We start from the raw sequence: 24983 nt of genomic DNA on the forward strand, positions 1-24983 counted from the left end.
ATGAAAAAAGTAGCAGTGATTGGAGCTGGGATTGTCGGCTCAACAGTGGCTTACTATCTATCCAAATCCCCAGATGTGAAAGTGACTGTCTTTGATGATGGTAAGGGGCAGGCAACCAAGGCAGCAGCTGGCATTATCAGTCCTTGGTTTTCCAAGCGTCGCAACAAGGCTTGGTATAGGATGGCGCGTCTGGGCGCTGATTTTTATCAGAACTTGATTGCGGAACTGAAAGATGCTGGAATCCAGACAGACTTTTACCAACAGACAGGTGTTTATCTGCTGAAAAAGGATGAGAGCAAGCTGCAGGAGCTTTATGATTTGGCTGCTAATCGTCGTGAAGAGTCGCCCTTAATAGGGGACTTGAATCTTCTCAGCTGTCAGGAAGCCCAGGAGAAATTTCCAGACTTGCAAGGCTTTGAGCGGCTTCTTTATGCTTCCGGTGGTGCCCGTGTGGAGGGAGCACTTTTGACGGAGATGCTTCTGAAAGCAAGCAAGGCAGAGTTGGTTGAGAAAAAGGCAAGCTTGACAGTAGATGGAGAGCAACTTCTTGTGGACGGACGCAGCTTTGACTGTGTCATCTTAGCTGTGGGTGCTTGGCTAGGAGAAATCTTGCAGCCACTGGGCTATAAGACAGATGTTCGGCCGCAAAAGGGACAGCTACGTGATTTTAAACTGGCTGACCAGACGGATGACTACCCAGTTGTGATGCCTGAGGGCGAGCTGGATATCATTCCCTTTCTGGCGGGCAAAGTTAGTGTCGGGGCCAGTCATGAAAATGATCAGGGCTTTGATTTGACGGTAGATAAGATGGTACTGAATCAGTTGCAGCAAGAAGCAGAAACTTACTTGCCGAGGTTGGCTACTGCAGAGATTTTAGGTGAGCGCGTGGGAACACGGGCTTATACCAGCGACTTTGCACCTTTCTTTGGAGCTGTTCCAGACTTGCCGCATGTCTACGCTGCCAGCGGATTAGGCTCTTCTGGTCTGACAACTGGCCCGCTCATCGGACGCCAATTGGCCCAGATGGCTCTAGGAGAAGCGGGGCTGCTGAATCCAGCTGACTATCCTATTGAGCGGTACGTGGAGAAAGTTTGATATGACAGAAACTATTTTGAATTGGGTCAATGTTTGTGTTAAAAAAGATGATGAAATTTTACTGCTTAATCGCCAGCATGATAATTTTAAAGGATGGATACAACCAGGTGGGAAGGTGGAGTTTCCAGAATCTTTTTTTGAAGCTGCAAGGCGCGAGTTAAAAGAAGAAACGGGGCTGACTGCTCTAAACTTGGAATTGAAGGGGATTTCAGGTTTCACTAATCCGAGTAAAAAAGAACGCTATGTGTATTACGATTTTCTTTGTACTGCCTTTGAAGGACAAGTTAGGGGAAACGATCATGAAGGGGAGCCAAAATGGTGGAAGATTTCTGAACTTGACCAGATAGATATGCAGGATGACATACGTGAACGTTTGCCTCTCTACTGGCGGAAAGGCTCTTTCGAGCGGATTCATTACTGGAATGAGGAAAAACACTGTATAGGGGAAACCAAGACGATTTTGTATGATTGATTTTAGAGAATAAGGAGAAGTTATGGACTGGTTACGATCGCAGCCTGTGGTTATGCAGGCATTCTTGGCTGGGCTTTTTACATGGGGATGTACCATTGTAGGCTCGGCTGTTGTATTTTTCTTTAAACAGGTCAGTCGTAAGCTGCTGGATATTATGATGGGATTTGCGGCAGGCGTCATGATTGCGGCTTCCTTTTGGTCGCTTCTGGCACCATCGATAGAATATGCGCAAAGTTCTTATGGCAAGCTTTCCTGGCTGCCAGCGGCAATTGGGTTTTTAGTGGGCGGTTTTTTCCTGCGGCTAATTGATGCTGTGGTGCCTCACTTGCACTTGAGCAAGGATATTTCGGAGGCTGAGAGTGTTCCTGAGCATAGCAAAAAGAAGCTGTCCAAGACAGCCCTGCTCTTCTTAGCCATTACCATTCACAATTTTCCAGAAGGTTTGGCAGTCGGAGTAGCCTTTGGTGCCTTGGCCGCCAACCCTAGTCCGGAAGCCTTTGTCGGTGCGATTGGCCTAGCATTGGGAATTGGCCTGCAAAATGTCCCGGAGGGGGCTGCTCTGTCCATTCCAATTCGGACGGATGGTAAGTCTCGGCTTAAAGCCTTTTACTGGGGCTCCATGTCTGCTATTGTGGAGCCAATTGGTGCTGTTCTTGGTGCTGTAGCTGTCATGGCCATGACGGCTATTCTGCCCTATGCCCTATCTTTTGCGGCGGGTGCTATGATTTTCGTAGTGGTAGAGGAATTAATACCGGATTCGCAGACCAATGGCAATACCGATGTGGCGACTTTAGGTCTCATGGTGGGCTTTGTTCTCATGATGGTATTGGATGTGGCTTTGGGGTGATGCAAACTTGGAATCGAAGAGAGGAAGAAAGCGGAAATTCCGCTCTTTTTCTTTTATTTAAGGGTAGTGAAAAGGATGACATCCGCTTTCAAAAATGGTAGAATAAGGAGAATACATTAAGAGAGGAAACTCATATGAAAGGTATTATTCTTGCAGGTGGTTCTGGTACACGTTTGTATCCATTGACCCGCGCTGCGTCAAAACAGCTCATGCCGGTTTATGATAAACCCATGATTTATTATCCACTGTCAACTCTTATGCTGGCTGGTATCAAGGACATCTTGATTATCTCCACTCCGACGGATTTGCCTCGTTTTGAAGATCTGTTGGGTGATGGCTCTGAGTTTGGTATCAAGCTCTCTTATGCAGAGCAGCCAAGTCCAGACGGACTGGCACAAGCCTTTATCATTGGGGCTGATTTCATTGGAGATGACCGCGTGGCGCTGATTCTTGGGGATAATATTTACCATGGACCGGGTCTGAGTAAGATGCTCCAAAATGCTGCTGCTAAGGAAAAAGGAGCAACTGTTTTTGGCTATCATGTTAAGGATCCAGAACGCTTTGGTGTAGTAGAATTTGATGAAAATATGAATGCTATTTCCATCGAAGAAAAACCGGAACAGCCGCGCTCTAACTATGCGGTGACAGGACTCTATTTTTACGATAACGATGTCGTCGAAATTGCCAAGAACATTAAGCCAAGTCCTCGCGGAGAACTGGAAATCACAGATGTCAACAAGGCTTACTTGGATCGTGGTGATTTGTCTGTTGAGCTCATGGGACGTGGTTTTGCTTGGTTGGATACAGGTACCCACGAAAGTCTCTTAGAAGCCGCTCAATATATCGAAACAGTTCAGCGTATGCAGAACGTTCAGGTGGCGAATCTGGAAGAAATTGCCTATCGTATGGGCTATATCACTAAAGAGCAAGTGCACGAATTGGCGCAACCATTGAAAAAGAATGAATATGGCCACTATCTCTTGCGCTTGATTGGAGAAGAATAAGAAGATGACGGAACAATTTTTTGATAAGGAATTAGCAGCGCGTGAGGTTCCTGGAATCCCTGGAATGCTGGAATTTGATATCCCTGTGCGGGGGGACAACCGAGGCTGGTTCAAGGAGAATTTCCAAAAGGAAAAAATGCTGCCGCTAGGCTTTCCTGAAAGCTTCTTTGCAGAAGGAAAACTGCAAAATAATGTCAGCTTTTCTCGTAAAAATGTCCTGCGGGGTCTTCATGCTGAACCATGGGACAAGTACATCTCTGTTGCAGATGACGGCAAGGTGCTGGGATCTTGGGTCGACCTGCGGGAAGGTGAGACCTTTGGTAATACCTACCAGACAGTAATCGATGCCAGCAAGGGGATTTTTGTGCCACGTGGCGTCGCCAACGGCTTCCAAGTCCTTTCTGATACTGTTTCCTATAGCTATCTGGTCAATGACTATTGGGCTTTGGAACTCAAACCTAAGTATGCCTTTGTCAATTATGCAGACCCAGCTTTAGGCATCCAGTGGGAAAACCTAGAAGCAGCAGAAGTCTCAGAAGCAGACAAGAACCATCCACTACTTAAGGATGTCAAACCTCTAAGAAAAGAAGATTTATAAAAAAGAATTCTTTTCTGATTTATTAATTTATATTGAAATATATGATTTAGCTCAGCTCCTATCCGAGCGGAGCGAGTGGAAGAAATGATTGCCGCTGTGGTGTAAGTCATGAGAGTGGGACAGAAATCGGTAATTCATTAGAATTCGATTTCGTCGTCCCACCTCCGCACAGTTGAGTAGGGCTGTAAAAGCTGATGAAATCAGCGTAGTAGAGCCCACTCAACCACTGCGTCTTGCTCGACAATCCAAAGACAATTGAGAGGCTAGGACTTTTGTCCCAGCCTGATGACAGGGGATTTTTGAGACATGAGGCTCAAAAATAAGCAATGAAACCGAAGGTTTGCTTGCGTTCCCACCACTTAAGGCAATTATAAAAAAGTTAAGGAATAAAAATGACTGAATACAAAAAAATTATCGTGACAGGTGGAGCTGGTTTTATCGGTTCTAACTTTGTCCACTATGTTTACAATAACTTTCCAGATGTCCATGTGACAGTGCTGGATAAACTGACTTACGCGGGGAACCGTGCTAATATTGAAGAAATTTTAGGCGACCGCGTTGAGTTGGTTGTTGGAGATATTGCTGATGTAGCCTTGGTAGATAAGCTGGCTTCTGAGGCTGATGCTATCGTTCACTACGCGGCAGAAAGCCACAATGATAACTCGCTCAATGATCCGAGTCCATTCATTCACACCAACTTCATCGGAACTTACACGCTTTTGGAAGCAGCTCGTAAATACGACATTCGTTTCCACCATGTATCTACTGATGAAGTCTATGGTGACCTGCCTCTGCGTGAAGATTTACCAGGTCATGGAGAAGGACCAGGCGAGAAATTTACGGCCGAAACCAAGTACAATCCAAGCTCGCCTTACTCATCAACCAAGGCGGCTTCAGACTTGATCGTTAAAGCTTGGGTGCGCTCATTTGGTGTCAAAGCGACTATTTCTAACTGTTCAAACAACTATGGTCCTTACCAGCACATCGAGAAGTTTATTCCGCGCCAGATTACCAATATTCTGAGCGGTATCAAGCCAAAACTCTATGGTGAAGGCAAGAATGTCCGCGACTGGATTCATACCAATGACCATTCATCAGGTGTTTGGACGATTCTGACCAAGGGACAAATCGGCGAAACTTACTTGATTGGTGCTGACGGTGAAAAAAATAACAAGGAAGTGTTGGAGCTGATTCTCAAGGAAATGGGACAGCCAGCTGATGCTTATGATCATGTGACAGACCGTGCGGGTCATGACCTCCGCTATGCAATTGATGCTAGCAAGCTCCGCGACGAGCTAGGATGGAAGCCAGAGTTTACCAACTTTGAAGCGGGTCTCAAAGAGACAATCAAGTGGTACACGGACAATCAAGACTGGTGGAAATCTGAAAAGGAAGCAGTCGAAGCCAACTACGCTAAGACTCAAGAAGTAATTAAGTAAGAATAGGCTATCTATGATGAGCCTTGCATAACTAGCGCTATGAGATTGAAAGGCTGGGATGATCTGTCCCAGCCTTTTCTCACAGGATTGTTAGCTTTTTAATATGTTTGTTACAGAAAATTATGCAAAAATAGTGTAAAATAAGATAAATCCTTGCTGTGTTTTTGGCTAAAGGGATTTTCTCAAATTAAAGGAATACAAACATGAAAATGGTAAAAAGAGTAGTGGGAATTGTTTTGGTGCTGTTGCTTGCAGCGGTGCTGTTTCTGGTTCCTGCATCTGTTAATCAAAGTGAACAATTAAAAAATGTCCAAGGCAGTGCTTCCTGGATGAGTATTATTGAGCCGGCTTTGAGCAATGCCAATGTAACGGCTCAGGGAGTCAGCACGGAGGTTTCTCTCAATAGCGTCCAGCTTAATCAGGTGCTCAAGTCTTCTCTGAGTGACTCTGAGAATCAGGAGCTACTGAACAGTGTTTACAGTATTGAAGGCAATAAGCTGCGCATCCAGTATCCAGTCAAGCTGCTCTTCATTGACAGTAAGCTGGATCTAGAGGTGGATGTGACGGTGAGGGATAATGTCTTGCACATCACAATTGATAGTGCTAAGTTAGGCTCTCTTCCTATCCCTAAATCTTGGGTGACAGGCATGCTGAAGCAACAAATGCAGGCCTCTAATTCATCTATCACGACGGAGGGAGATAGTTTCCTTCTCGCTCTGCCGCAGAGTCAATTCAGCATTAACAAAATCAGCTTCCAGAATGGAACTGCTAAAATCCAGTTCAGCATGGGTTATGGAATCTAAAAAAGAAAACTTCATTTGAGGAAGAAGTCTTCCGAATCAAATGGAGTTTTTATACTATTATTTGAACAATAGCATTGTGAGGGAGAAAAGATGCCTATTCCTAATATCCAGCAAGAGGAGTTGATTGTTATTGATGACAATCTGCGTTTGCGGGCTTATGATGGTCAGTTTGAGCTAGCCTTGGACTGGTACCAAGATCCAGATATGATTTATATGATTGATGGCAGAAGAGACCCCTATCCGCCAGAGCGAGTTCAAAGGATGTACGAATATCTTGCCAGGCAAGGTGAAGTTTATTTTATTGAAGTATGGGAGCAGGGGTGCTGGCTACCCATTGGGGATGTGACCTTTTGGCAAGATGATTTGCCGATTGTCATTGGAAAAGCGGACTACCGCGGGAAAGGCATTGGTAAGAAAGTTCTTTTTGCTTTGATACAGCGCGCACGCAATCTAGGCTATCAAAAACTAGTAGTTCAAGAAATTTATGATTTCAATCAGCCCTCTCGCAGTTTGTTTGAGTCGCTTGGTTTCTATCCAACTCTTGCTAGGGAGAAAGGCAGGTCCTATACACTTGATTTGACCTTGCCCATAGCGCAGATCCAGCCCAGTCAGTTCTACCTTTCACGGGAAAAGCTGGACAGGATTAGCATTGATTTTGACCAACAAGAACTTGAAGCTTTACCTGTCAAGCGCATGGATGGCAAAATTTTCTTTACTGATGGACATAGCAGAGCTTTTAAGGCTTATCAGGCTGGCTTCTCTCATATTCCCATCTATTATGATAGGGACGAGCTTAACTGGGACTTTTATCAATATTGTGTTCAAGCTTGTCAAGATAGAGGCATATTCTCTATAGCTGATTTACAGAACCGCATCTTGTCCAAGGAAGACTATCAGACCAATTGGCTTGATTGGTGTAAGAGAGAAGCTAGAAAATTTGATAAGAGCTGATATCGCGAAGCTCTTGTGTTATAATAGATAAAGGGAATCAATATATTAAATCAGAGGTGAGATGATGCTTTATGAATTTTGTGCGGAAAATGTAACCTTGTTAGAAAAGGCTATGAAGGCAGGATCCCAGCGGATTGAGCTCTGTGATAATCTGGCTGTCGGTGGCACGACACCTAGCTATGGCGTAATTCAAGCAGCAGTTGACTTGGCCAAGCTTTATGGCGCGACTGTGATGACCATGATTCGGCCACGAGGCGGTGATTTTGTTTACACTGACCTTGAGATTGAGATTATGCTGGCTGATATCCAAAAAGCTAAGGAAGCTGGCAGTCAGGGAGTCGTTTTTGGTGTCTTGACGGAGAAGAATGAAATAGATGTTCTGAAGATGCAGCGCCTGTTAGAGGCTTGCAAGGGACTGGAAGTAGTCTTTCACATGGCTTTTGATGCGATACCGGCTGAATACCAGTTTGGCGAAATGGATTGGCTAATTGAGAACGGTGTCCAGCGAATTTTGACCCACGGAGGACCTGCTAATGAGCCAATTGAGGAGCATTTTGCTTGGCTGGACGAATTAATCGAGCATGCTGCTGATCGGATTGATATCATGCCGGGCGGTGGCATTCATTTGGGCAATCGTCAGGAAGTTATAGATAGTCTGGCAGTAGACCAGCTGCATGGAACTAAAATTGTATTTTAAGGAGGGGGAAGCTGCGCTAGCAGCGGCTAAATAGATGTTGGAACTATTTGAAAAATACAAGGCTAATCCTGACAAGCTTCAGACTTACGGCTTTAAGGAGTCTGATGGAGCTTACCGTTTCTCGCAGAAGATTATGAAGGGTGACTTTCGCTTGGAGGTGACTATCAGAGATGAGGAGCTGGACTATCAGGTTTTTGACTGTGATACTGATGACGCCTATCTACAGGTCAAGATGGAGCAAGTGACGGGTGTGTTTGTCGGTCAGGTTCGTGAAGCTTGTCAGGCAGTACTGCTGGCTATCCGTCAGCACTGTTTTGACGAGGTTGGCTTTCTCTATGAGCAGAGTAAGCGACTGCGGGATCATGCGGCTGAGGTTTATCAGGGTCAGATAGAGTACCTTTGGGAGAAGTCGTCCAGAAAGAGCTCGACTAAAGCAGGGGTTTTCCGCCATCAGGACAGTAAAAAATGGTACGGAGCCTTTCTGACAACAGACTGGTCTAAGTTTGAAGCAGAGCGAAGCGGCGCTATTGAGGTGCTGAATGTTAAGAATAACCACGTGGCAGAGTTGATTCAGAAAAAGGGGATTTATCCAGCCTTTCACATGAATAAGAAATATTGGCTCAGTCTGCCCTTGGATGATAGCCTGAGCGATCAGGAAATCTTTGATTTACTGGCTGTTAGTTACCAGCTGACCAGTAAAAAATAGAATCGAAGCACAGCGCTCCCATCCGCTGTGTTTCATTTTTCCTCAAAAAACAGTATAATAAAAAGACTAGTAAGAATAGGAGAAATTATGAATCTCATTAGAAAATTAGCCTGGTTTTTTAAGTTGGAAAAGCAGCGCTATATCATCGGTATCCTGGCCTTGTCCTTGGTCAGTGTCTTCAATCTGATACCACCCAGAGTCATCGGTCAGGTTATTGACCGAATTGCTAGCAAACATCTGACTTCTCAAGAGCTGCTCTTTAATTTGCTGTTGCTGATTGCTTCAGCTTTTATCATGTACGGCCTACGTTATGTCTGGCGCCTTTATATCTTGGGGACGTCCAATAATCTGGGACGGATTCTGCGCTCTCGATTGTTCGAGCACTTTACTCACATGTCTCCCTCTTTTTATCAGAAATACCGAACAGGGGACTTGATGGCTCATGCGACCAATGATATCAATGCGGTTGTCAGTCTGGCTGGTGGTGGAGTCATGTCAGCTGTAGATGCTTCTATTACAGCCTTGGTGACCCTGCTGACTATGTTTTTCATTTTGGACTGGCGGCTGACTTTGATTGCCATTGTACCCATGCCTTTCTTGTCCTGGGGCACGGGCTTGATTGGTCGTAAAAATCATGAAAGTTTTAAGGCTGCTCAAGAGGCGTTTTCAGATTTGAACAATAAGGTCCAGGAGAGTGTTTCAGGGATTCGAGTGACCAAGTCCTTTGGCTATCAGGAAGCGGAAACTCAATCTTTTGCCAAGACCAATCAGGAAGTCTACGAAAAGAACGTTTTGGCTGCCAAGTACGATTCTCTTTTTGACCCCTTGGTTTTGCTTTTTATTGGTCTTTCTTATGTTTTGACCTTGATTTTTGGTGGAATTTTCATCTCCCAAGGGCAGTTTACCATAGGAGAGTTGGTTACTTTTATCACTTATCTGGATATGCTGGTTTGGCCGCTGCAGGCTACAGGCTATCTTTTTAACATCGGCCAGCGGGGTGCTGTTTCCTATGAACGGATCGAGAAGCTGCTGGCTCAGGAGTCAGATGTCAAGGAAGCTGAACAACCCCTCTCACATGCGGAAAATGGTCGATTGGATTATGACATTCAGAAGTTTGCTTATGCAGAGGAGACTAGCCTATCGGATATTCATTTTTCCATTGAGCAGGGACAGACACTGGGAATTGTCGGACAGACTGGCTCAGGGAAGACCACTCTTCTGCGCTTGCTGCTGCGGGAGCAGGATATTCAGGAGGGGGCTATCTATCTGAATGGCCATGATATCCGGGAGTACCGCCTCAAAGACTTGCGCCGTCTCATCGGCTATGTACCACAGGAGCAGATGCTCTTTGCTCTGTCTATTCGGGATAATATCCGCTTTGCTAACCCCCAGCTGACAGATAGCCAGGTTCTAGCTGCTGCTCAACTCTGCGGTGTTTATGAGGATATTCAGGCTATGCCAGAGGGTTTGGATACCGTTGTCGGTGAGCGGGGCTTGTCTCTGTCTGGTGGGCAGAAGCAGCGCTTGGCGATGAGTCGGGCTATTGTTACCAATCCTGAAATTCTGATTTTGGATGATTCCCTGTCGGCTGTCGATGCTAAGACAGAGCATTTGATTTTAGAAAATCTAAAGTCAGAGCGTGCTGGCAAGACAACCATTATCACAGCTCATCGGCTGTCGGCTTTGGTGCATGCAGACCTGATTTTGGTTATGGAAGAGGGACGAATCAAGGAGCGGGGCACTCACCAAGAGCTATTGGAGCAAAAGGGCTGGTATGCTCAGACATACCATAATCAGCAGCTGGCAGAAAGCTTGAAGGAGGAAGATTAACATGAAAAAGAATGCAACTTTTCATCGCCTCCTAGGCTATATGTGGCGCTACAGGATAGTGAGCATCATGGCCTTGACCTTCATTCTGCTGACGACTCTGGTCACAACGGCATTGCCGCTTCTGGCCCGCTATTTTATTGATCAGTTTATCAGCCATAATCAAGTCTGGGCTGGGCTGCCTTTGCTGGCTCTTTACTATGGTCTTTTCCTCTTGCGGGTACTTTTTACCTTCTTGGGAAAGTATTTCTTTGCACGTGTGGCTCAAAGTGTGGTTCGGGACTTGCGACAGGAAAGCTTTGCCAATATCCAGCGTCTGCAAATGGCTTATTTTGATAAAACGCCGGCAGGAGCCATCGTTTCCCGCCTGACCAATGATACTCAGGCAGTAGCAGATATGTTCAGTGAGATTTTTTCTAATTTTTTGAGCTCCCTGCTGATTTTAGTTGTTACTTTGAGCGCTATGTTTGCCCTTAACTGGCAATTGACCCTGATGATCGCTCTCTTTTTGCCTCTGATGGCAGCCTCTATCTTGCTCTATCAGCATTTATCCAATCGCCAGCTCAAGCAGGTCCGGAATAAGCTCAGCGATTTGAATGTCAAGTTATCCGAGAGCATTGAAGGGATGCGGATTATTCAGGCATTTGGGCAAGAGAAGCGCTTGCTGCGGGAGTTTGAAGAAATTAACGGTCAGCATTTAGGCTTTACTAATCGCTATCTCAATATCAATAGTCTCTTTCTGAGACCGGCCATGTCCCTGCTGAAAATCTTGGCCTATGGAGTGATTCTGACTTACTTTGGCTTGACTTGGCAAGTGGCGGGGATTACGGCTGGTATTATGTATGCCTTTATCCAGTATGTCAATCAGCTTTTTAATCCTTTGATTGATGTTATGCAGAATTACTCTGTTTTACAGACATCTTTGGTTGCTGCAGAGCGTGTTTTTGAAATCATGGACCGCACTGATTACGAGCCTGAGCAGGCTAATCTAGACTTGCAAATCCAGGATGGCAGTATCGAATTCAAGCATGTTTCCTTTTCTTATGATGGGAAGCGAGATGTTTTGCAGGATATCTCCTTTTCAGTCAAAAAAGGCCAGACGATTGCCTTTGTTGGCTCGACTGGCTCTGGAAAGTCCTCTATTATCAATCTTTTCCTGCGTTTTTATGAGTTTGAGCGGGGACAAATTTTGATTGATGGCCGTGATATTAAAGACTATAGTCAGGAGGAGCTGCGGCGAAAGATTGGTCTTGTTTTGCAGGATCCCTTCCTTTATCACGGTACCGTTGCTTCCAATATCCAGCTATACCAAGAGCAGCTGACGCGAGAAGACATCATAGAAGCGGCTAAGTTTGTAGATGCTCATGGCTTTATCAGTCAGCTCCCTCAAGGCTATGACGCCCCTGTGACTGAGCGGGGAGCGACTTTTTCTAGCGGTCAACGGCAGCTTCTAGCCTTTGCCAGAACCATCGCGACCAAGCCTAAAATCTTGATTTTGGATGAGGCAACAGCCAATATTGACTCGGAGACAGAGGAGCTGATTCAAGCCTCGCTGAGAAAGATGCGGCAGGGTCGGACAACCATTGCCATTGCCCACCGCCTGTCTACCATTCAGGATGCCGACTGCATCTATGTTTTGGACAAGGGTCGTATTATCGAATCCGGCAGCCACGAAGAATTGTTAGGACAAGATGGCACCTATAAGAAAATGTACCAACTGCAGGCCGGGATGATGGAATCTTGAAAAGCCTGATTATAAATGAAAGGTGTAGAATTCATTTGGAATTCTACACCTATTTTAAATAGTCTTTTAATTTCTCTACATTTTCTTCTAGGTTATCGTAAGGCAGCTTGGCATACTGGTAAGGGCAGCTAGTAAGGTAGCTCTGTTCAAAGAAGTCAAGCGGCAGGCTGCTGTGTTTGAGAGCACTGACGGAAGGAAGTGACCTCAAGTCTAGCAGGATGCCGTCCTTGGTCAGATAGCTGGTTAGCGGCAGCTGAGCTTGCTCCAGTAGTATCTGGGCTTTTCTTGCTTCCTCTTCTTGAAGCTGCAGCAGCGCCAGCCTATTTTTTTCAAACATGAGACTGTCGATGTAGAGCGATAGGGCCTTCTGCATGATGAGGTTGCTGTCATAGTCGACGGCACTTTTGTAAGCGATGAAGGTCTTTTGAATCTGGGGTGGAAGGAGCAGGGCAGTAATCCTTAGGGCCGGGAAAAGGCTGGTAGAAAAGGACTTGATGTAGATGACCCGCTGGCTATTGTCTAGATAATGAAAGGTTAGCTCCCGCCGGCTATCAAAGTCTGATAGATAGTCATCCTCTACAATATAGATATCATAGAGCTGGGCCAGCCGAAGAATCTCTTCCTTGTCCTGCCGACTGTAGGAGTGGCCCAAGGGATAGTGAAAACGCGGAATGGTGTAGAAGAATTTGATCTTTTCGCTTTGAAAAATCCTCTCAAGTTCTTGCAAATTAATACCTTGTGGAGTTCTTTCAATGGTTTCATAAGGAAGTTTTTGTGCTAGCAGAAGATCATTAATCCGATGGTAGGTCGGCTGCTCCACCAAGATTCGCTCTTTTTGATTGGGAAAGTCAATTTGTGAGAGGATATAGAGGGCCTGTTGGGTGCCGGAAGTCAGTACCAACTGATCCCTAGAAGCATAGACAGCAGAGTCCAGCATCAGTTTTTGAACAGAGCGACGCAGATCCTCCAGTCCTTCCTGCTGAGGGTAGTAGTTGAAGAGATAATTTTCCCGGCCGATCAGAGTTTCATTCACACAGAGTCGGAAATCTTCGTAGGCTTGGTGGCGGTCATCCCTCACAGGCAGCTCCAAATCCTGCTTTTCTTCCTGAGCATTTTCCAGCACATAGTAGCCACTTTTGGGAACGGCATAGATGTACTTCTGATATTTGAGCTCAATCAGAGCCTTTTGCGCGGTATCCTTACTGCAGTGATAACGCTCTGCCAGCTTGCGGACAGAAGGGATTTTCTGACCAGTAGCCAATTTTCCCTCTTTAATATCTTTAGTAATCTTATCAACGATGCGTTGGTATTTTGCTTTAACCATAAAACTGTCCCCATACAGATTTGATTTTTTCATATTGTAACTCATTTTCAGATATTTTACAATAGAGAGCAAAAACCGTCTGAAAATCCTCAGACGGTTTTTGTGTTTTTCTCTTACATAAAATAAACGATAGCAAGGTATTGCAGGGCAGAGGCTGCTAGAATGAAAAGATGCCAAATCATGTGGAAGTAGGGCTTCTTTTGAGCATAGAAGCCAGCTCCGACTGTATAGCAGAGACCACCAGCCAGCATGAGCCCCCAGAAGACAGGTCCAGTTTGACCGATAATCTGCGGAATGATAAAGACCACCAGCCAGCCCATAATCAAATAAAGAGCTAAGCTGAATTTTTCATTGACCTTCTTAGCGAAAATCTTATAGAGAATGCCAAAGATGGTTGTGCCCCACTGGATAGCAATGATGAGATAGCCAAACCAGTTATTCATTAGCGACAGTACGACTGGCGTGTAGCTGCCAGCGATGGCGATATAAATCATGGAGTGATCGATAATGCGCAAGATATACTTATGGGTCGAATCATAGGACATTGAATGGTAGACAGTTGAAGAGAGGAACATGAGAAAGAGGCTGATGACAAAGATTGAAGTTCCGACAGCAGCCACCAACCCGTGTCCTTCATAGCTATAAATAGCTGAGATAGGCAGCAGAATCAGCATGAGAACAGCTCCTACCGCATGGGTAACAGCGTTGGCAATTTCCTCTCCAAAGGATAGTTTTTTACTGAGTTTAAGCGTGTAGTTCAAGATTTTCTTCCTCCTCATTTGGTACTTGGATTAGGGATAAGGTCTTTTGATAGAGTTTGACCGTCTGGCAGGCAGTGGAAATGATGGGGGCCACCTCTAGCTTGCTGCCGTTCATATAGTCAACGAAGTCATTATAGAGATCTCGCGAATCTGCTTCCTTATGCAGCATATTTAAAGTGGCAGAAATTTCCTGAATAGAAAAGACCGTTTTTAAGGTTGTAATGGCAATCAAGCGAGCTACTTGGCGGCGTTGATATTTTTTCTTGACTGGCTTTGCAATATAGCCATGCTTGACATAGTTGTTAATCATAGATGCGGTCAGTCCTTTGTCAATAGCTGAAATGGAAGAGCCACAGACATTGTTTACATAGAGCAGAACCTGATCCAAATATAGATCCAGTTCTGGTATTTCGTCCCACTTGGGAAAAACTTGTTGAGCGTTCAAATCTTTATCACTTTCTTATCTAGTCTTTATAACTAGATGATAACATCTCTGTAAATCAAAGTCAAGCAAAAAATAGAATGTCCCATTGAAATTTGATATAATTTAAAAAAGAAGAAAGGGAGGTTTCAGATGAAAAAACAAACAATCTTTGATATGGCAGCCTTCCTAGGCAGTCTGATTTTTTGGTCTTGGCTCTATATGCGCTTTTTTTATGCCTATATAGCTATTGTCTTTTACAAGAATCAGCCAGAATGGAACCTGCTGATACCAACTTCTATCATCCTAACTCTGACAGCAATCAGCTCACTTTTTATTCGTGGTCTATACAGTCGGCACATTCCCCGTTGGCAGGTGGTGGCTAGTTATGCCCTCTATTTTCTCATTCTATTCTATGCCCTCTTTTTGAAAAATATCGGCATGCAGGGTTTCAGTCTGGATCTACAATCTTTTACCTATAATTGGATCTATGGAGACAAGCTGGTACCGACTATGAACATCATTATGTTCATTCCGCTGGGTTTTCTCTGCAAGCTGTCATGGAAACATGTGGCTTATTTTACCTTGGCTATTAGTCTGGTTGAGGGAAGTCAGTATCTCTTTCACCTTGGTATTTTTGACTTGGGTGATATCTTGACCAATCTGCTAGGCTTCATCATCGGCAGCTATCTACTAGAGACAGCCTTAGGCAAATGGGTTGTCCGTCATATTCACTAAATGAAAGAAGGAAACTATGAAAATTCTTATCCAACTGCTAAAGAGTTGAATCTAACTGCGCCATCTGCAATCCCGAATCCACCATCAGCACAAACTCAAGCTGTGTTGGATGAGTTGGCAACCATGTCAGTAGCTGACTTGGTATCATTTTATAAAATATCCTCAGAAAGAGCGGAGATAGAGTGGCAAGCCATTCAGGCTTTGCGAGAAGGAACTGCGCAGCATGCTCCAGCCCTTTACCTTTTTGACGGCCTCATGTACCGCCATATCAAGAGAGAGGGTTATACCGAAGAAGAGAGTCAGTATATCGAGAAGCATCTTGCCATCACATCAGCACTTTACGGAGTCATCCCTGCTCTGGAGCCTATAGCGCCCCATCGGTTGGACTTTATGATGCCACTCAAGTTAGATGGGAAGAGTCTCAAGGCATTTTGGAAAGAAGCTTATGACCAAGCCCTGGCAGAAGATGAGGTGATTTTCTCCCTCCTGTCCAGCGAGTTTGAAACGGTCTTTTCCAAGGAAAACCGTCAGCGCATGATAGGCTTCAAGTTTCTGGAAGACCGAGATGGCAAGCTGAAAGTCCATTCGACCATTTCTAAAAAGGCACGTGGCGAGTTTTTAACAGCTCTAATAACTAACCAAGTGACAGAAGTCGAACAGATGAAGAAATTAAGCTTTGCAGGCTTTACTTACCGACCTGATCTATCTAGTGAACAAGAATTGATTTATGTCAAGGAAGTGTAAAAAGGGGAAATCAAGTCGAGTACTATCTCTGCTCAGAATGTTATCAGTGAACTGGTTGGGATAGATACAAGTGACAAGCAAAATCAGCAGGTAGAGTTCAGCTATACTACAGAGATTGCTGGGATGGAAGCAGGCCGTCAGGCATGCAATCAAATGCTGCAGGCTGTCAGTGACTTTAGTGCAGCTGTCCTGGTTCAGGCTAATAAATTTCCTGATATAGCTTATAAAATTGAAAAGCGTGATGTAGATCAAGCGCAACGTTGGAGCAACTGATGATAAAAGATAAAAATCAAGAAAAACGTGAGCAATTACATAAGCAGATTATTCAGCTTGAGAATCAAGAAGAAGATCTTTTAGTTCTCAAAAGGCGTTATGAAGAGAAAGTAATGAATTTTCGTACAGATATTTGGACGATGAATGCCCAAATAGAAAATTTGATAGACCCGTATCAGAGACTAGTTCTACCAATCGTAAAATATGGGAAGAAAACCAAGCCTTGCAGCAAACAATAGATAGCTACGTAGAACAAGAGTTGGACAGTGTTTCCAAACAAACAAAGAAAGTTCGGCAAAAATTAGATGAAAATCGAGAAAAATTGACGAAAGAAAGGAACTCTTTACCATGGGAGTAAAGTACAGTGCGTCAGAGTCTTCACAGCTGATGGAGGCCATGGCTAATAATATTCAAGTGGCCAATGAGGTGACAGACCGATTGTCACAGGGATGTGACCACCTAATAGCTACCCTAGACTCAGGAGAACTCATGGGAGCTGCCTATACAGCAGGGAAAGGCCTCTTTTCAGAGATTATCATTCCTGCCATTAAGAAGCTACAGGCTGCAGTGGACGACATTCAATCGGAGTTAAATTCATACAGAGCTGCAGATGCTCAGGTAGCTGAGTACGGCAACCTCGATCTGGATCAGCTGAAGAAGACAAAAGAATTGAGAGAGCAGCAGCTAGCCTCTGTCAAAAAGGCTATTGAAGCTAAAGAATCATTCTTAGAGCGCATGAAGTCTATTGCTACATTTAATATCGTTTCTCACATGCAGTCTCTGGTGATTCTTTCTAGTGCAGAATCGCAAATTGAATCACAAATCAAAGAATTGGAAGAAAAGATTGAAAAGCTAGAGTTCTTTGTCGCTCAGGTTTCTCAATATTTCAGCGATAGTCTAGAAGTTCTTCATCTAGCTATTCAAGGATCCAGCCAGCTAAGCCAAGTCCTAGTAGACAGTAACGGCAATCACTATGTTGATGGAGTGGACATGAGCTGGGCTATTAAAATGAAGGGCAGAAGATTGAGACACATCAGTTGGATAAAAATATCCCAGTGACTAAAGCTGAGAAGGAAAAGAAAGTGATTGTGGATGATCTGCAGTCATCCTATAACATGGATGAACCCACAGCACATGTGCTTTATAAGCTTCAGCAGGGAATTTTGAAGAAGGCAAAGCAAGAAGATTGGTCTAATGAAAAAGTTATTTATGAGTACAATAGACTAATTGCTTCCTTTGTGCCAGATAATTTCCTAGCGCTTAGATTTAAAGCGATTGCTGGAGTAGTTGAGACAGTAGAAAGAGATAAGCTTAGTAAAGGATATGGTCTATCTTCTTCTGAAATCAACCTATTGAAAATTAAACTTCCCGAACAGCATAATGATTCAACTAGTCATAAAGATTATGCTCATGAAGCAATTCAGTTTGCAGCGTTTACTGAACAAAGCTGGGACATGAATCCTTATTCAATTGTTCATGCTTTGAGTGAGGTGGGGAATACTGCTAGAATCAATATTTCGGGCAGCACAGTTTCACTGCTGTATTACATGGAAAAATATGAAATTTCCTTCAAGGGAGATGTGGACTCTGGCCGTTATGGTGATACTGACTTTAACTCAGATTTGGATCCAATCAATAGCTATGAGCTAATGAAAGACGTGAATCAAAAAGATATTTTTAAAATACAAGCAGACTATAATCAGGGAATTGGAACTAATAAGATTAACCGTGTTGAAGAGTTTTATAAAAATATGGGGCAAGGAGATACCAAAGTTGGTAAAGATATTGTTCATTACATTGTAACAGATGGTAGTACAGGAGGCCATATGTATATAACTCGTGGTCAGTCAGAGGAGGAACAAAAGAAGAATCAGGAAGCCTTTTTTGACTATTTAGAAAGAGGTTTAGAGAGCAATGTTAGATAAATTGAAACAGTTTAAATGGTTGATAGTATTATTTTTGGTTGTATTAGTACCTTCGTATTTCACTTACAATCATTTTCAACAATCTAATACATTGAAAGTAGCTTTTGAGAAAAATGATAGAATTGAAGTTCTTCATCGTTTGCTAGAATCAGAGAAGTACGCACCTGATATTCGCAAAGCAGGCTTTACCATTCCGCCAGATGGAGCCATTCGGTTAGAAGGGGTTATTTATCCACTGGAAATAGAAGGAGATATACATTTGAAAATTAGTCCTCCTCAAAAGCAAGCCAAGGATTTTCAGTTATTTTTCATTACACAAGTTAATGAAAAACAAACACATGTAGCTTTCGTTTTAGATAAAAATCTGAATTTACTTTATTCTAGCTATTCTCAGGAAAATGCTAAGGGAACAAGAGAAATAGTTTCTATCTCACAATCTGAAGAAGCCCGCTTGTTGAAAATTGTTCAAAGTGAAATTGATGGTTTCATAAAAAAGATGTATCATACTTTGTATGATTAACGTTGGTAATGAAAAATTGAATAGAAAACACAGAAGATACTAGCTTCTTTCTTCTAATAGCATTAATATTTGTCTCTTTTCAGAGCACAGAACTAATCAATAGAACTTTCTAAATCAAATCAAGAAGAAGTCTATAACAGGGTTATTATTGTTGATAATACTGGAGATGCGCAATACATCCAAGATGGTATGGACGATTATAAGGAGATTCACAAATGACCTTGAAAAAACAATGGAATTGGAATTTAGGCTGTAGTTTATTGCTTGTTGGAGTTCTAGCAGCTGGTTTTCTATTTTATCTATGGGCACAAAATCTTGGTAAATATACACTTCAACCTGGTCAGTCTATTAGTCTGAGAGTTAAACCTCGGACACAAGATGCGGAATACTATTCTGTGTTAATTTTGAAGAAAAGTGATAATAATAAGCTTAAGTTATCAGGTTCAGGAGTTTGGTTTGAGGTAAATGGTGACATTTTTTATGGGGTTGAAGAGCAAAAACTCTTTAAACGAAACTATTCAGAAAATGATAATGAAGAGTTACCCAATAATCAAAAAGGTATTCATTTAGTAAAAGATGGGATTGTTGTTAATTATCAAGGAGAAAAAAATTTTTGATGTTACGAATAACAAACCCTACACCATCACCATCACCAATGTAGATGATAAACCGGCTAAATTTGAAGCTCAAGTGGTGGATAGGTAAGGTAGAACATTGGCAACAACTTATAAATTAGCAATCAAGTAACAGACCGACTGCCTAAAAGAGCGTGACTGCCTGATAGTTAATCTAGACTTTGGAAAATATATAGCAGGTGGACAATTTATCAAGCACGGGAAAAGATGGGATTTCTTATGGAAACCAGATACGGATGAGCATAAAAAATCAAAAGAAGATTTTTATGATTATTTGAAGCGAGGAGAAGATAAGAATGTCGGTACGTAAAAAAATAATAAGCATTCTACTTTTAATAATAACTGTTTTTGCCATTTGGCTGCTCTTTTGGCCTGATGATAGACCTGAACCAGATTTTTCTTCTGCCAATAAAATTGAATTACTGACAAGTATTCTCGCAGGTAACAACGAGGATATTATCCGAGACGCAGGCTATGGAATTCCGGATGAGCCGGTGATTCGGCGATGGGGAATAAATGAACTTACAATACCTGGTAAATTAAACTTGGATGTACGCCCGCCGACTAGTTTGGAAGACAGTGAGCTTCTGATTCATTTTTCCACTATAATTGATGGTAAAGAAATAGATGCAGGTTTTTTCGTGGATAAAGAATTAAAATTGACTTATTCAAGATATACTTATATGGATAAGTATCGTACTAGGAAAAAAATTGAGATAGATAAGACTCAAGAAAAAGAGCTACTACGTCAGGTTCAAACAGAGTTGAATCAGTTCTTTGAAAAAATGAAAGAGCAACTAGCTTCTAAATAAAGTGTGAGATATTGTGAACAGGGAAGAGCGAAGCAGAGCATGGTAAAACTGTTGAAGAGGAAAAATCAGGAGTTTTTTTTTGACTATTTAGAAAGAGGGGCTGATACAAATGTTCGTTAAATTCAAACGCTATAAATACCTGACTATTGTTTTGTCCTTACTTCTGATCCTTATTCCTTTCTATTTTGTTTATAAGCGTTATCAATATGACGCTTTTAAGAAGCAATCTTATGAACAAAAAAACAATTATTTGTTTCGTTTAGTTTACAGAATTGAGGAGAAGTAAAATTTAAAGATGTTTGGAAAACAGAATAGGGAAACTGATACTAAGGTTAGCTTACTTCAAGAGTATTTCAAAACAAAACCCGTTCAAGCTTTCTTGACGCTCATTGTGCTTGTTTGGTCTTTATATGATATTGGTGCGACCAGTCTGGCTAGCAACTCGGCTTTGACCAAGGAATTCATGCATAGTCGGTATGTTATGGTCTGGCCAATGGTAGATAAAAAGGCAAATCTTTACCACTATGCGGAAGAATGGACTAGTGATGTTTTAAATGGAATTATGCATCTAGACTATGAAAATATTAGAATAACTAGTTTTCCTAAAAAATGGGAGAGTGAAGTTGAAATATACTATACTCTGTCTGAAGATAAGTATGCTGATAGGGTATATTTTTTCTTAGACGAGCCAATTTCCAGAGCCTATACCACCAGTTTGGAGCAAAATTATTATTTGATTTCCAAGAATGCAGCTGTTATTAAAGAGGAAACAGGCAAAACGGTTGAACAGTTAGGTCAAGAAGTGGGGAATACAAGGGAGGAGTTTTTGTCTGCTCTTGGTAAGATGAGAATCTTTCGTTTGGTCTATTTGATTCTTCGTATGATAGTACTGTTGCTATGTATCAGGTGGTCGGGTCAGCAGAGAAAAAGGAACGAAAACGAAATCTTACAGAATGGATAGAGCTCCAAGATGGTATGACGACTATAAGGAGATTCACAAATGACCTTGAAAAAAACAATGGAATTGGAATTTAGGTTGTTGTTTATTGTTTGTTGTAGTTCTGGTATCTGCTTTTCTCTTTTATTTATGGGCACAGAATCTTAGGAAGTATACCCTACAACCTGGACAGTCTATTAGTCTGTAAGTGGTAGTTAGTTACATTATAATCTAAGTAATCAAAATGTGTTCAAATGGGTCAGAGATGAGCTGGCTAGAGATAGCTGAATCTTATAACAACCCCTACACTACCACTATCACCAATGTAGATAATAAATCGGCTAAATTTGAAGCTCAAGTGGTGGATAGGTAAAGTTTAGGAAGGATTTGCTTCCTCTCAGTCCTAGTTTTTTTATTAATATGATGGTATTGAAAAATGAAGAAAACGAAATTTATGATTATTATAGGTGGCTTTCAAGGCAGAAATATTTTTTTTGACGTTAAGAGTAGAAAACTATATTCTAATAAAGTAAATGAGAGAGTTTTTCCTAATCTCAGATGGTTAGTAATATCCTTTGGAATTCTAGGAAATGCTTTTCTCGTTCAAGTAAACAATATAAAATTTGAATCCCCTATTTTAAGAGTCATTGTTTTGTGTGCGTGTCTTATTCTTATATCTTTGGTTTGTCACTTTGGATTTAAAGACGAGTATTTAGGACAAAACGTTGAAGCATTTAATCCAAAATTATATGAACATGTAGGTTGGAGTAATTTTTTAGAAGAAGAGAGAAACCGATTATACATTCTGCTTATTACATTTGTAGTGAGTTCTTTCTTAACTGCTTTTCAAATGAGAGAATATTTGAATGCTCCTACTATGACAAACTTAATAGAAGTTATTGCCTTTTATTTTATTTTTTATATGGTAATAGCAAAAAGCAATTTTATAAAAAGAATGATGGCAGTAAAGCAATTGATGAAAAATAAATAAAGAGTTTTAGCTTATAATCTATGGATCAAGATAATGTATGAACAATTATTGAATGGAAGTGCTATGATTATGAACCGTCTCTACTTGGAGTAAATCAATGAATAAGAATTTATTTTGGTTAGGTAATTTCAGAGATAAAAATATTTTTTATGATAGAAAAACTGGACAACTATACTCTATAGATAAGAAAGAAGAGAAAGCTCCTAATCTCACTTGGGCTATTCTGCCTGCTTCCTTTCTTTTACGAAACATTTATTCAGAAGCAACAGCACCTCAGGTCGCCAGTGTGCCTATCAGAATATTTATTTTGTGTTCGACTATTCTCAGCGTTTTAGTTTTGATAATATTTGTTCTAAGAAGTATTAGAAAAGGAACTATGAAAAATTTTAATCAGAAACTTTATTTTGACTGGCCTAATTTTCTTTATAAGCAACAAACACAATGTAAAGGAATATTGTTTTTGGGGACTATACTATTTTTTACGTCAATTAAATTTATAATTGATTATTATTTTTCAGGAAGCTTTCTTTCTTTTATGGGCATCATTGGTTTTCTCCCAGTATCAGGACTCATATTATTTGGAAACAAGCCAATAGAAAAATTGATTATCCTTAAAAGGTTGGAAAAGCAATCAAAATGAAGAAAAAAGAATATTTAACCTATCTCTTGACCTTTCAGGGTAGAAACTATTATTTGGATCTTAAAACTAATAAAATTTATGCAAATGTTCATAGTCCACAATTCCATCTGGATATCACGAAATATGTTCCCGCAGCTAGCATTCTGCTGCTACATGGATTTACTTCTGTTTCGAATAGCCACTTGTCCTTCCTATGGAAAATGATCTTGTTAGTTTTTGGTTATATTATTGTTGGGTATCTAGTAGAATTGCTTGCAAGGACAAAGAAAGAGCCGTCATTTAAAGAGTTTCATTTTGAAACACTACCTATAAAAGATGAGTTTTTATATATTTTTAGTCGAAATGTATATGGGAAGTTTGGAATTGGCTTGATTTTTGCTGTTTTTGCCATCTATCAATCTGTTGAGTATTTAAGCAAAGGCAGCTATTTGTCTTATTTGCTAAGTGATATGGGCTTCTTTATTGCTTATTTTGGTCTCATAAGATCCCATTTATTCAAACAGATAAAAGTTCTGAAAAGATTAAGAAAGAAAAATACTTAGAATTCGAGAAAATTTTTAAAGGAGGTTTCTAATGACTGAGCTACTACCGATAGGGAGTGTTGTCCAACTTAAAAATGGACAGGTAAAAATTATGATTATTAACCGTTATCCCCTTTATGATAACAAGGGTGAAATTGGGTATTTAGACTATTCTGGTTGTGTATATCCTTTTGGTATGACGGATAATCAAGCTTGCTTCTTTAACCAAGAAGATATTGAAAAAGTTTGGTTTGAGGGGTATATTGATGAATCAGAAGAGAAAATGCTAGCAAAAATAGCAGATAAATTATCTCAAATTCCTTATCCTAAATATTCTTTAGCTGATTTATAATACCTGTTCCTGTTAGTAAAGTATTCTAAAACCCCTCGCAATTATTTGCGGGGGGTTAGTGTCTTATAAGTTTTCTTTTCTTTTTATAATCTTCTCTTTTTAGTTAAGGGCTGCTAAAAGAGCATCAGCCTGTGCTGAGAGTTCAGCAAGTTTGTCTTCTGCGACAGTCAGTTGACCAGTTCCCCATGCTTCTGGGTTGATACTAACTCCTGTGAATGGTTCTACCACATTCATACGGATGAAAGGCAGCAGGCTGCGGTAGTGCTTGAATACTTCATCTGGTGATGTGCCGTTAGCTACAGATGAAACAGTAACAACCTTAGCATTCAGAGCAGATGGGCCAGTTGGGTCTGACAGATCCAGAGCGCGTGAAGCCCAGTCCAAGAGGTTTTTCACTACTCCAGGGATAGCCCAGTTGTAGACAGGTGAGAAAATCCAGATGGCATCAGCGGCCAAAATTTCTTCACGAACCTTAGCAACAGCAGCTGGAGCAGGACTTTCGATGTCTTGGTTGAAGAATGGTACTTCTTTGTAATCAAGATATGAAACTTCCGCCTTGCCAGCCAAAGCTTTTTCAGCTTGCTCAGCCAATTGGTGGTTGAAAGAACCTTGACGAAGCGATCCGACGATGAATAATACTTTAGACATTGTATTGTCTCCTTTTTAATAAAATATAAAGAGAAATTTCTCTTGTTACAATATATGTTACAACATTAATCACTAGTTAGCAATTATTTAGCTCATTTTTTTGAAATTTTTTAAAATGCGAATCAAATCATGCTTATCGTCTTCTTCGAGAATGGAAAGAGCTTGCTGGATATTTTTGATATGATCAGGCAGGGCGGCTTCAATTTTAGCTCTGCCTTGTTCCGTCAAGCCAATCAAAAAAGCCCGGCGGTCATTTGGGTCGCAGGTGCGGACAATCCAACCGTCGCGTTCCATATTTTTGATGACAACAGTCATGTTGCCAGAAGTAGCCAGTATACGGTCAATCAAGTCCTGAATGCGCAACTCTCCTTTGCTGTACAGGGTTTCTAAGACGGAAAACTGAGTAGGAGTCAAATCATGCTTTTTAAAAATTTGGGCTTCAATGGCACGGATAGTTCTTTCTGCCTTATGAAAGACAATCATGGTTTTCAAATCAAGCAGAGTTTCTTTGCTTAAATCGTCTGTAATCTTCATAACAATATTTTACCAATAAATAGT

28 protein-coding genes and 5 pseudogenes are annotated in these 24983 nt (G+C 41.6%); 28 read left to right on the plus strand and 5 right to left on the minus strand.

Features of this window, described 5'->3' with window-relative positions:
• From FFV08_05065 to FFV08_05130, 14 genes and pseudogenes are all read left to right on the plus strand, one after another.
• The gene (locus FFV08_05065) at positions 1–1095 is read left to right on the plus strand and encodes an FAD-binding oxidoreductase (protein ID QLB52068.1); all 1095 of its coding nucleotides are present in this window, start codon (positions 1–3) and stop codon (positions 1093–1095) included.
• A gap of 1 nt (position 1096) precedes the next feature.
• Positions 1097–1567: an 8-oxo-dGTP diphosphatase gene (locus tag FFV08_05070; GenBank protein QLB52069.1), complete on the plus strand. Its 471-nt coding sequence runs from the start codon at positions 1097–1099 to the stop codon at positions 1565–1567.
• A gap of 22 nt (positions 1568–1589) precedes the next feature.
• On the plus strand, positions 1590–2414 hold the full coding sequence (locus tag FFV08_05075) for a ZIP family metal transporter (protein ID QLB52070.1): 825 nt from the start codon (positions 1590–1592) through the stop codon (positions 2412–2414).
• Positions 2414–2515, plus strand: coding sequence for a hypothetical protein (locus FFV08_05080; GenBank protein QLB53273.1), 102 nt, complete (start codon positions 2414–2416; stop codon positions 2513–2515). Before FFV08_05075 ends, FFV08_05080 begins: the two co-directional genes overlap by 1 nt.
• Positions 2516–2548: 33 nt before the next feature.
• On the plus strand, positions 2549–3418 hold the full coding sequence (gene rfbA / locus FFV08_05085; protein QLB52071.1) for a glucose-1-phosphate thymidylyltransferase RfbA: 870 nt from the start codon (positions 2549–2551) through the stop codon (positions 3416–3418).
• 4 nt (positions 3419–3422) lie between these two features.
• The gene (locus tag FFV08_05090; protein ID QLB52072.1) at positions 3423–4016 is read left to right on the plus strand and encodes a dTDP-4-dehydrorhamnose 3,5-epimerase; all 594 of its coding nucleotides are present in this window, start codon (positions 3423–3425) and stop codon (positions 4014–4016) included.
• Positions 4017–4126: 110 nt separating this feature from the next.
• Positions 4127–4192, plus strand: a pseudogene (locus FFV08_05095) (NUDIX hydrolase).
• Between the two features lie 216 nt (positions 4193–4408).
• Positions 4409–5455 (plus strand): dTDP-glucose 4,6-dehydratase, encoded by a 1047-nt coding sequence (rfbB, locus tag FFV08_05100; protein ID QLB52073.1) that lies wholly within the window; start codon positions 4409–4411, stop codon positions 5453–5455.
• A gap of 203 nt (positions 5456–5658) precedes the next feature.
• A complete protein-coding gene (locus FFV08_05105) occupies positions 5659–6258 on the plus strand; it encodes a hypothetical protein (protein ID QLB52074.1) in 600 nt (199 codons plus the stop codon).
• A gap of 90 nt (positions 6259–6348) precedes the next feature.
• Complete coding sequence (locus FFV08_05110; GenBank protein QLB52075.1) at positions 6349–7209, plus strand: GNAT family N-acetyltransferase; 861 nt, start codon at positions 6349–6351, stop codon at positions 7207–7209.
• Positions 7210–7270: 61 nt separating this feature from the next.
• Positions 7271–7906 carry a copper homeostasis protein CutC gene (locus tag FFV08_05115; protein QLB52076.1) on the plus strand — a complete coding sequence of 212 codons (636 nt, stop codon included), beginning with the start codon at positions 7271–7273 and terminating at the stop codon, positions 7904–7906.
• A 34-nt stretch (positions 7907–7940) separates the two neighbouring features.
• Entirely contained in the window at positions 7941–8612 is a 672-nt protein-coding gene (locus FFV08_05120; protein ID QLB52077.1) for an MmcQ/YjbR family DNA-binding protein, read from the plus strand.
• 87 nt (positions 8613–8699) lie between these two features.
• Complete coding sequence (locus FFV08_05125) at positions 8700–10442, plus strand: ATP-binding cassette domain-containing protein (GenBank protein QLB52078.1); 1743 nt, start codon at positions 8700–8702, stop codon at positions 10440–10442.
• A gap of 1 nt (position 10443) precedes the next feature.
• The gene (locus FFV08_05130) at positions 10444–12183 is read left to right on the plus strand and encodes an ABC transporter ATP-binding protein (GenBank protein QLB52079.1); all 1740 of its coding nucleotides are present in this window, start codon (positions 10444–10446) and stop codon (positions 12181–12183) included.
• A 49-nt stretch (positions 12184–12232) separates the two neighbouring features.
• On the opposite strand, the gene FFV08_05135 is transcribed toward FFV08_05130, so the two are convergent.
• The 3 genes from FFV08_05135 to FFV08_05145 form a co-directional block, all read right to left on the minus strand.
• Complete coding sequence (locus FFV08_05135) at positions 12233–13552, minus strand: PLP-dependent aminotransferase family protein (GenBank protein ID QLB52080.1); 1320 nt, start codon at positions 13550–13552, stop codon at positions 12233–12235.
• Between the two features lie 68 nt (positions 13553–13620).
• Entirely contained in the window at positions 13621–14286 is a 666-nt protein-coding gene (locus tag FFV08_05140; protein QLB52081.1) for a hemolysin III family protein, read from the minus strand.
• Positions 14252–14713 (minus strand): DUF1836 domain-containing protein, encoded by a 462-nt coding sequence (locus FFV08_05145; protein ID QLB52082.1) that lies wholly within the window; start codon positions 14711–14713, stop codon positions 14252–14254. Before FFV08_05145 ends, FFV08_05140 begins: the two co-directional genes overlap by 35 nt.
• Positions 14714–14842: 129 nt before the next feature.
• On the opposite strand from FFV08_05145, the gene FFV08_05150 reads away from it, so the two are divergent.
• From FFV08_05150 to FFV08_05215, 14 genes and pseudogenes are all read left to right on the plus strand, one after another.
• Positions 14843–15427 carry a VanZ family protein gene (locus FFV08_05150; protein QLB52083.1) on the plus strand — a complete coding sequence of 195 codons (585 nt, stop codon included), beginning with the start codon at positions 14843–14845 and terminating at the stop codon, positions 15425–15427.
• Positions 15428–16171, plus strand: a complete 744-nt coding sequence (yaaA, locus tag FFV08_05155) for a peroxide stress protein YaaA (GenBank protein ID QLB52084.1) — start codon at positions 15428–15430, stop codon at positions 16169–16171.
• A gap of 9 nt (positions 16172–16180) precedes the next feature.
• Positions 16181–16444, plus strand: a complete 264-nt coding sequence (locus tag FFV08_05160; protein QLB52085.1) for a TIGR04197 family type VII secretion effector — start codon at positions 16181–16183, stop codon at positions 16442–16444.
• Positions 16444–16802, plus strand: a pseudogene (locus tag FFV08_05165) (hypothetical protein). Before FFV08_05160 ends, FFV08_05165 begins: the two are co-directional and overlap by 1 nt.
• Positions 16793–18369: pseudogene (locus FFV08_05170) on the plus strand (ATP-binding protein). The pseudogenes FFV08_05165 and FFV08_05170 overlap by 10 nt, the downstream one beginning before the upstream one ends.
• Positions 18359–18889 (plus strand): thiol-disulfide isomerase, encoded by a 531-nt coding sequence (locus FFV08_05175; GenBank protein ID QLB52086.1) that lies wholly within the window; start codon positions 18359–18361, stop codon positions 18887–18889. The pseudogene FFV08_05170 and the gene FFV08_05175 overlap by 11 nt, the downstream one beginning before the upstream one ends.
• 215 nt (positions 18890–19104) lie before the next feature.
• Positions 19105–19594 (plus strand): annotated as a pseudogene (locus tag FFV08_05180) (hypothetical protein).
• 226 nt (positions 19595–19820) lie between these two features.
• On the plus strand, positions 19821–20336 hold the full coding sequence (locus tag FFV08_05185; protein QLB52087.1) for a hypothetical protein: 516 nt from the start codon (positions 19821–19823) through the stop codon (positions 20334–20336).
• A 295-nt stretch (positions 20337–20631) separates the two neighbouring features.
• Positions 20632–21297, plus strand: a complete 666-nt coding sequence (locus tag FFV08_05190; GenBank protein ID QLB52088.1) for a hypothetical protein — start codon at positions 20632–20634, stop codon at positions 21295–21297.
• A gap of 85 nt (positions 21298–21382) precedes the next feature.
• Positions 21383–21646 (plus strand): annotated as a pseudogene (locus FFV08_05195) (hypothetical protein).
• 63 nt (positions 21647–21709) lie between these two features.
• A complete protein-coding gene (locus FFV08_05200) occupies positions 21710–22264 on the plus strand; it encodes an ABC transporter permease (protein QLB52089.1) in 555 nt (184 codons plus the stop codon).
• Between the two features lie 97 nt (positions 22265–22361).
• Positions 22362–22904, plus strand: a complete 543-nt coding sequence (locus FFV08_05205; GenBank protein ID QLB52090.1) for a hypothetical protein — start codon at positions 22362–22364, stop codon at positions 22902–22904.
• Positions 22901–23446 (plus strand): hypothetical protein, encoded by a 546-nt coding sequence (locus FFV08_05210; GenBank protein ID QLB52091.1) that lies wholly within the window; start codon positions 22901–22903, stop codon positions 23444–23446. Before FFV08_05205 ends, FFV08_05210 begins: the two co-directional genes overlap by 4 nt.
• A gap of 31 nt (positions 23447–23477) precedes the next feature.
• Positions 23478–23777 carry a DUF4176 domain-containing protein gene (locus FFV08_05215; GenBank protein QLB52092.1) on the plus strand — a complete coding sequence of 100 codons (300 nt, stop codon included), beginning with the start codon at positions 23478–23480 and terminating at the stop codon, positions 23775–23777.
• A 99-nt stretch (positions 23778–23876) separates the two neighbouring features.
• Here FFV08_05215 and FFV08_05220 read toward each other — a convergent pair whose 3' ends face one another.
• On the minus strand, positions 23877–24425 hold the full coding sequence (locus FFV08_05220) for an NAD(P)H-dependent oxidoreductase (GenBank protein QLB52093.1): 549 nt from the start codon (positions 24423–24425) through the stop codon (positions 23877–23879).
• Positions 24426–24512: 87 nt separating this feature from the next.
• Positions 24513–24959 carry a MarR family transcriptional regulator gene (locus tag FFV08_05225; GenBank protein ID QLB52094.1) on the minus strand — a complete coding sequence of 149 codons (447 nt, stop codon included), beginning with the start codon at positions 24957–24959 and terminating at the stop codon, positions 24513–24515.
• Positions 24960–24983 lie beyond the last annotated feature (24 nt).

It is taken from the genome of Streptococcus sanguinis, from assembly GCA_013378335.1.
In the GTDB taxonomy this organism is placed as follows: Bacteria; Bacillota; Bacilli; order Lactobacillales; family Streptococcaceae; genus Streptococcus; species Streptococcus sanguinis_I.

Excerpts from the sequence above, each read along its gene's own strand:
- FFV08_05210 (QLB52091.1), top strand. The coding sequence starts at position 22,901 with ATGAAGAAAAAAGAATATTTAACCTATCTCTTGACCTTTCAGGGTAGA.
- yaaA (QLB52084.1), top strand. The coding sequence starts at position 15,428 with ATGAAAGAAGGAAACTATGAAAATTCTTATCCAACTGCTAAAGAGTTG.
- FFV08_05090 (QLB52072.1), top strand. The coding sequence starts at position 3,423 with ATGACGGAACAATTTTTTGATAAGGAATTAGCAGCGCGTGAGGTTCCT.
- FFV08_05115 (QLB52076.1), top strand. The coding sequence starts at position 7,271 with ATGATGCTTTATGAATTTTGTGCGGAAAATGTAACCTTGTTAGAAAAG.
- FFV08_05175 (QLB52086.1), top strand. The coding sequence starts at position 18,359 with ATGTTAGATAAATTGAAACAGTTTAAATGGTTGATAGTATTATTTTTG.
- FFV08_05065 (QLB52068.1), top strand. The coding sequence starts at position 1 with ATGAAAAAAGTAGCAGTGATTGGAGCTGGGATTGTCGGCTCAACAGTG.
- FFV08_05150 (QLB52083.1), top strand. The coding sequence starts at position 14,843 with ATGAAAAAACAAACAATCTTTGATATGGCAGCCTTCCTAGGCAGTCTG.
- FFV08_05220 (QLB52093.1), bottom strand. The coding sequence starts at position 24,425 with ATGTCTAAAGTATTATTCATCGTCGGATCGCTTCGTCAAGGTTCTTTC.
- FFV08_05205 (QLB52090.1), top strand. The coding sequence starts at position 22,362 with ATGAATAAGAATTTATTTTGGTTAGGTAATTTCAGAGATAAAAATATT.
- FFV08_05070 (QLB52069.1), top strand. The coding sequence starts at position 1,097 with ATGACAGAAACTATTTTGAATTGGGTCAATGTTTGTGTTAAAAAAGAT.
- FFV08_05185 (QLB52087.1), top strand. The coding sequence starts at position 19,821 with ATGTCGGTACGTAAAAAAATAATAAGCATTCTACTTTTAATAATAACT.
- rfbA (QLB52071.1), top strand. The coding sequence starts at position 2,549 with ATGAAAGGTATTATTCTTGCAGGTGGTTCTGGTACACGTTTGTATCCA.
- FFV08_05225 (QLB52094.1), bottom strand. The coding sequence starts at position 24,959 with ATGAAGATTACAGACGATTTAAGCAAAGAAACTCTGCTTGATTTGAAA.
- FFV08_05130 (QLB52079.1), top strand. The coding sequence starts at position 10,444 with ATGAAAAAGAATGCAACTTTTCATCGCCTCCTAGGCTATATGTGGCGC.
- FFV08_05080 (QLB53273.1), top strand. The coding sequence starts at position 2,414 with ATGCAAACTTGGAATCGAAGAGAGGAAGAAAGCGGAAATTCCGCTCTT.
- FFV08_05190 (QLB52088.1), top strand. The coding sequence starts at position 20,632 with ATGTTTGGAAAACAGAATAGGGAAACTGATACTAAGGTTAGCTTACTT.
- FFV08_05120 (QLB52077.1), top strand. The coding sequence starts at position 7,941 with ATGTTGGAACTATTTGAAAAATACAAGGCTAATCCTGACAAGCTTCAG.
- FFV08_05135 (QLB52080.1), bottom strand. The coding sequence starts at position 13,552 with ATGAGTTACAATATGAAAAAATCAAATCTGTATGGGGACAGTTTTATG.
- FFV08_05105 (QLB52074.1), top strand. The coding sequence starts at position 5,659 with ATGAAAATGGTAAAAAGAGTAGTGGGAATTGTTTTGGTGCTGTTGCTT.
- FFV08_05215 (QLB52092.1), top strand. The coding sequence starts at position 23,478 with ATGACTGAGCTACTACCGATAGGGAGTGTTGTCCAACTTAAAAATGGA.
- rfbB (QLB52073.1), top strand. The coding sequence starts at position 4,409 with ATGACTGAATACAAAAAAATTATCGTGACAGGTGGAGCTGGTTTTATC.
- FFV08_05140 (QLB52081.1), bottom strand. The coding sequence starts at position 14,286 with ATGAGGAGGAAGAAAATCTTGAACTACACGCTTAAACTCAGTAAAAAA.
- FFV08_05125 (QLB52078.1), top strand. The coding sequence starts at position 8,700 with ATGAATCTCATTAGAAAATTAGCCTGGTTTTTTAAGTTGGAAAAGCAG.
- FFV08_05200 (QLB52089.1), top strand. The coding sequence starts at position 21,710 with ATGAAGAAAACGAAATTTATGATTATTATAGGTGGCTTTCAAGGCAGA.
- FFV08_05075 (QLB52070.1), top strand. The coding sequence starts at position 1,590 with ATGGACTGGTTACGATCGCAGCCTGTGGTTATGCAGGCATTCTTGGCT.
- FFV08_05110 (QLB52075.1), top strand. The coding sequence starts at position 6,349 with ATGCCTATTCCTAATATCCAGCAAGAGGAGTTGATTGTTATTGATGAC.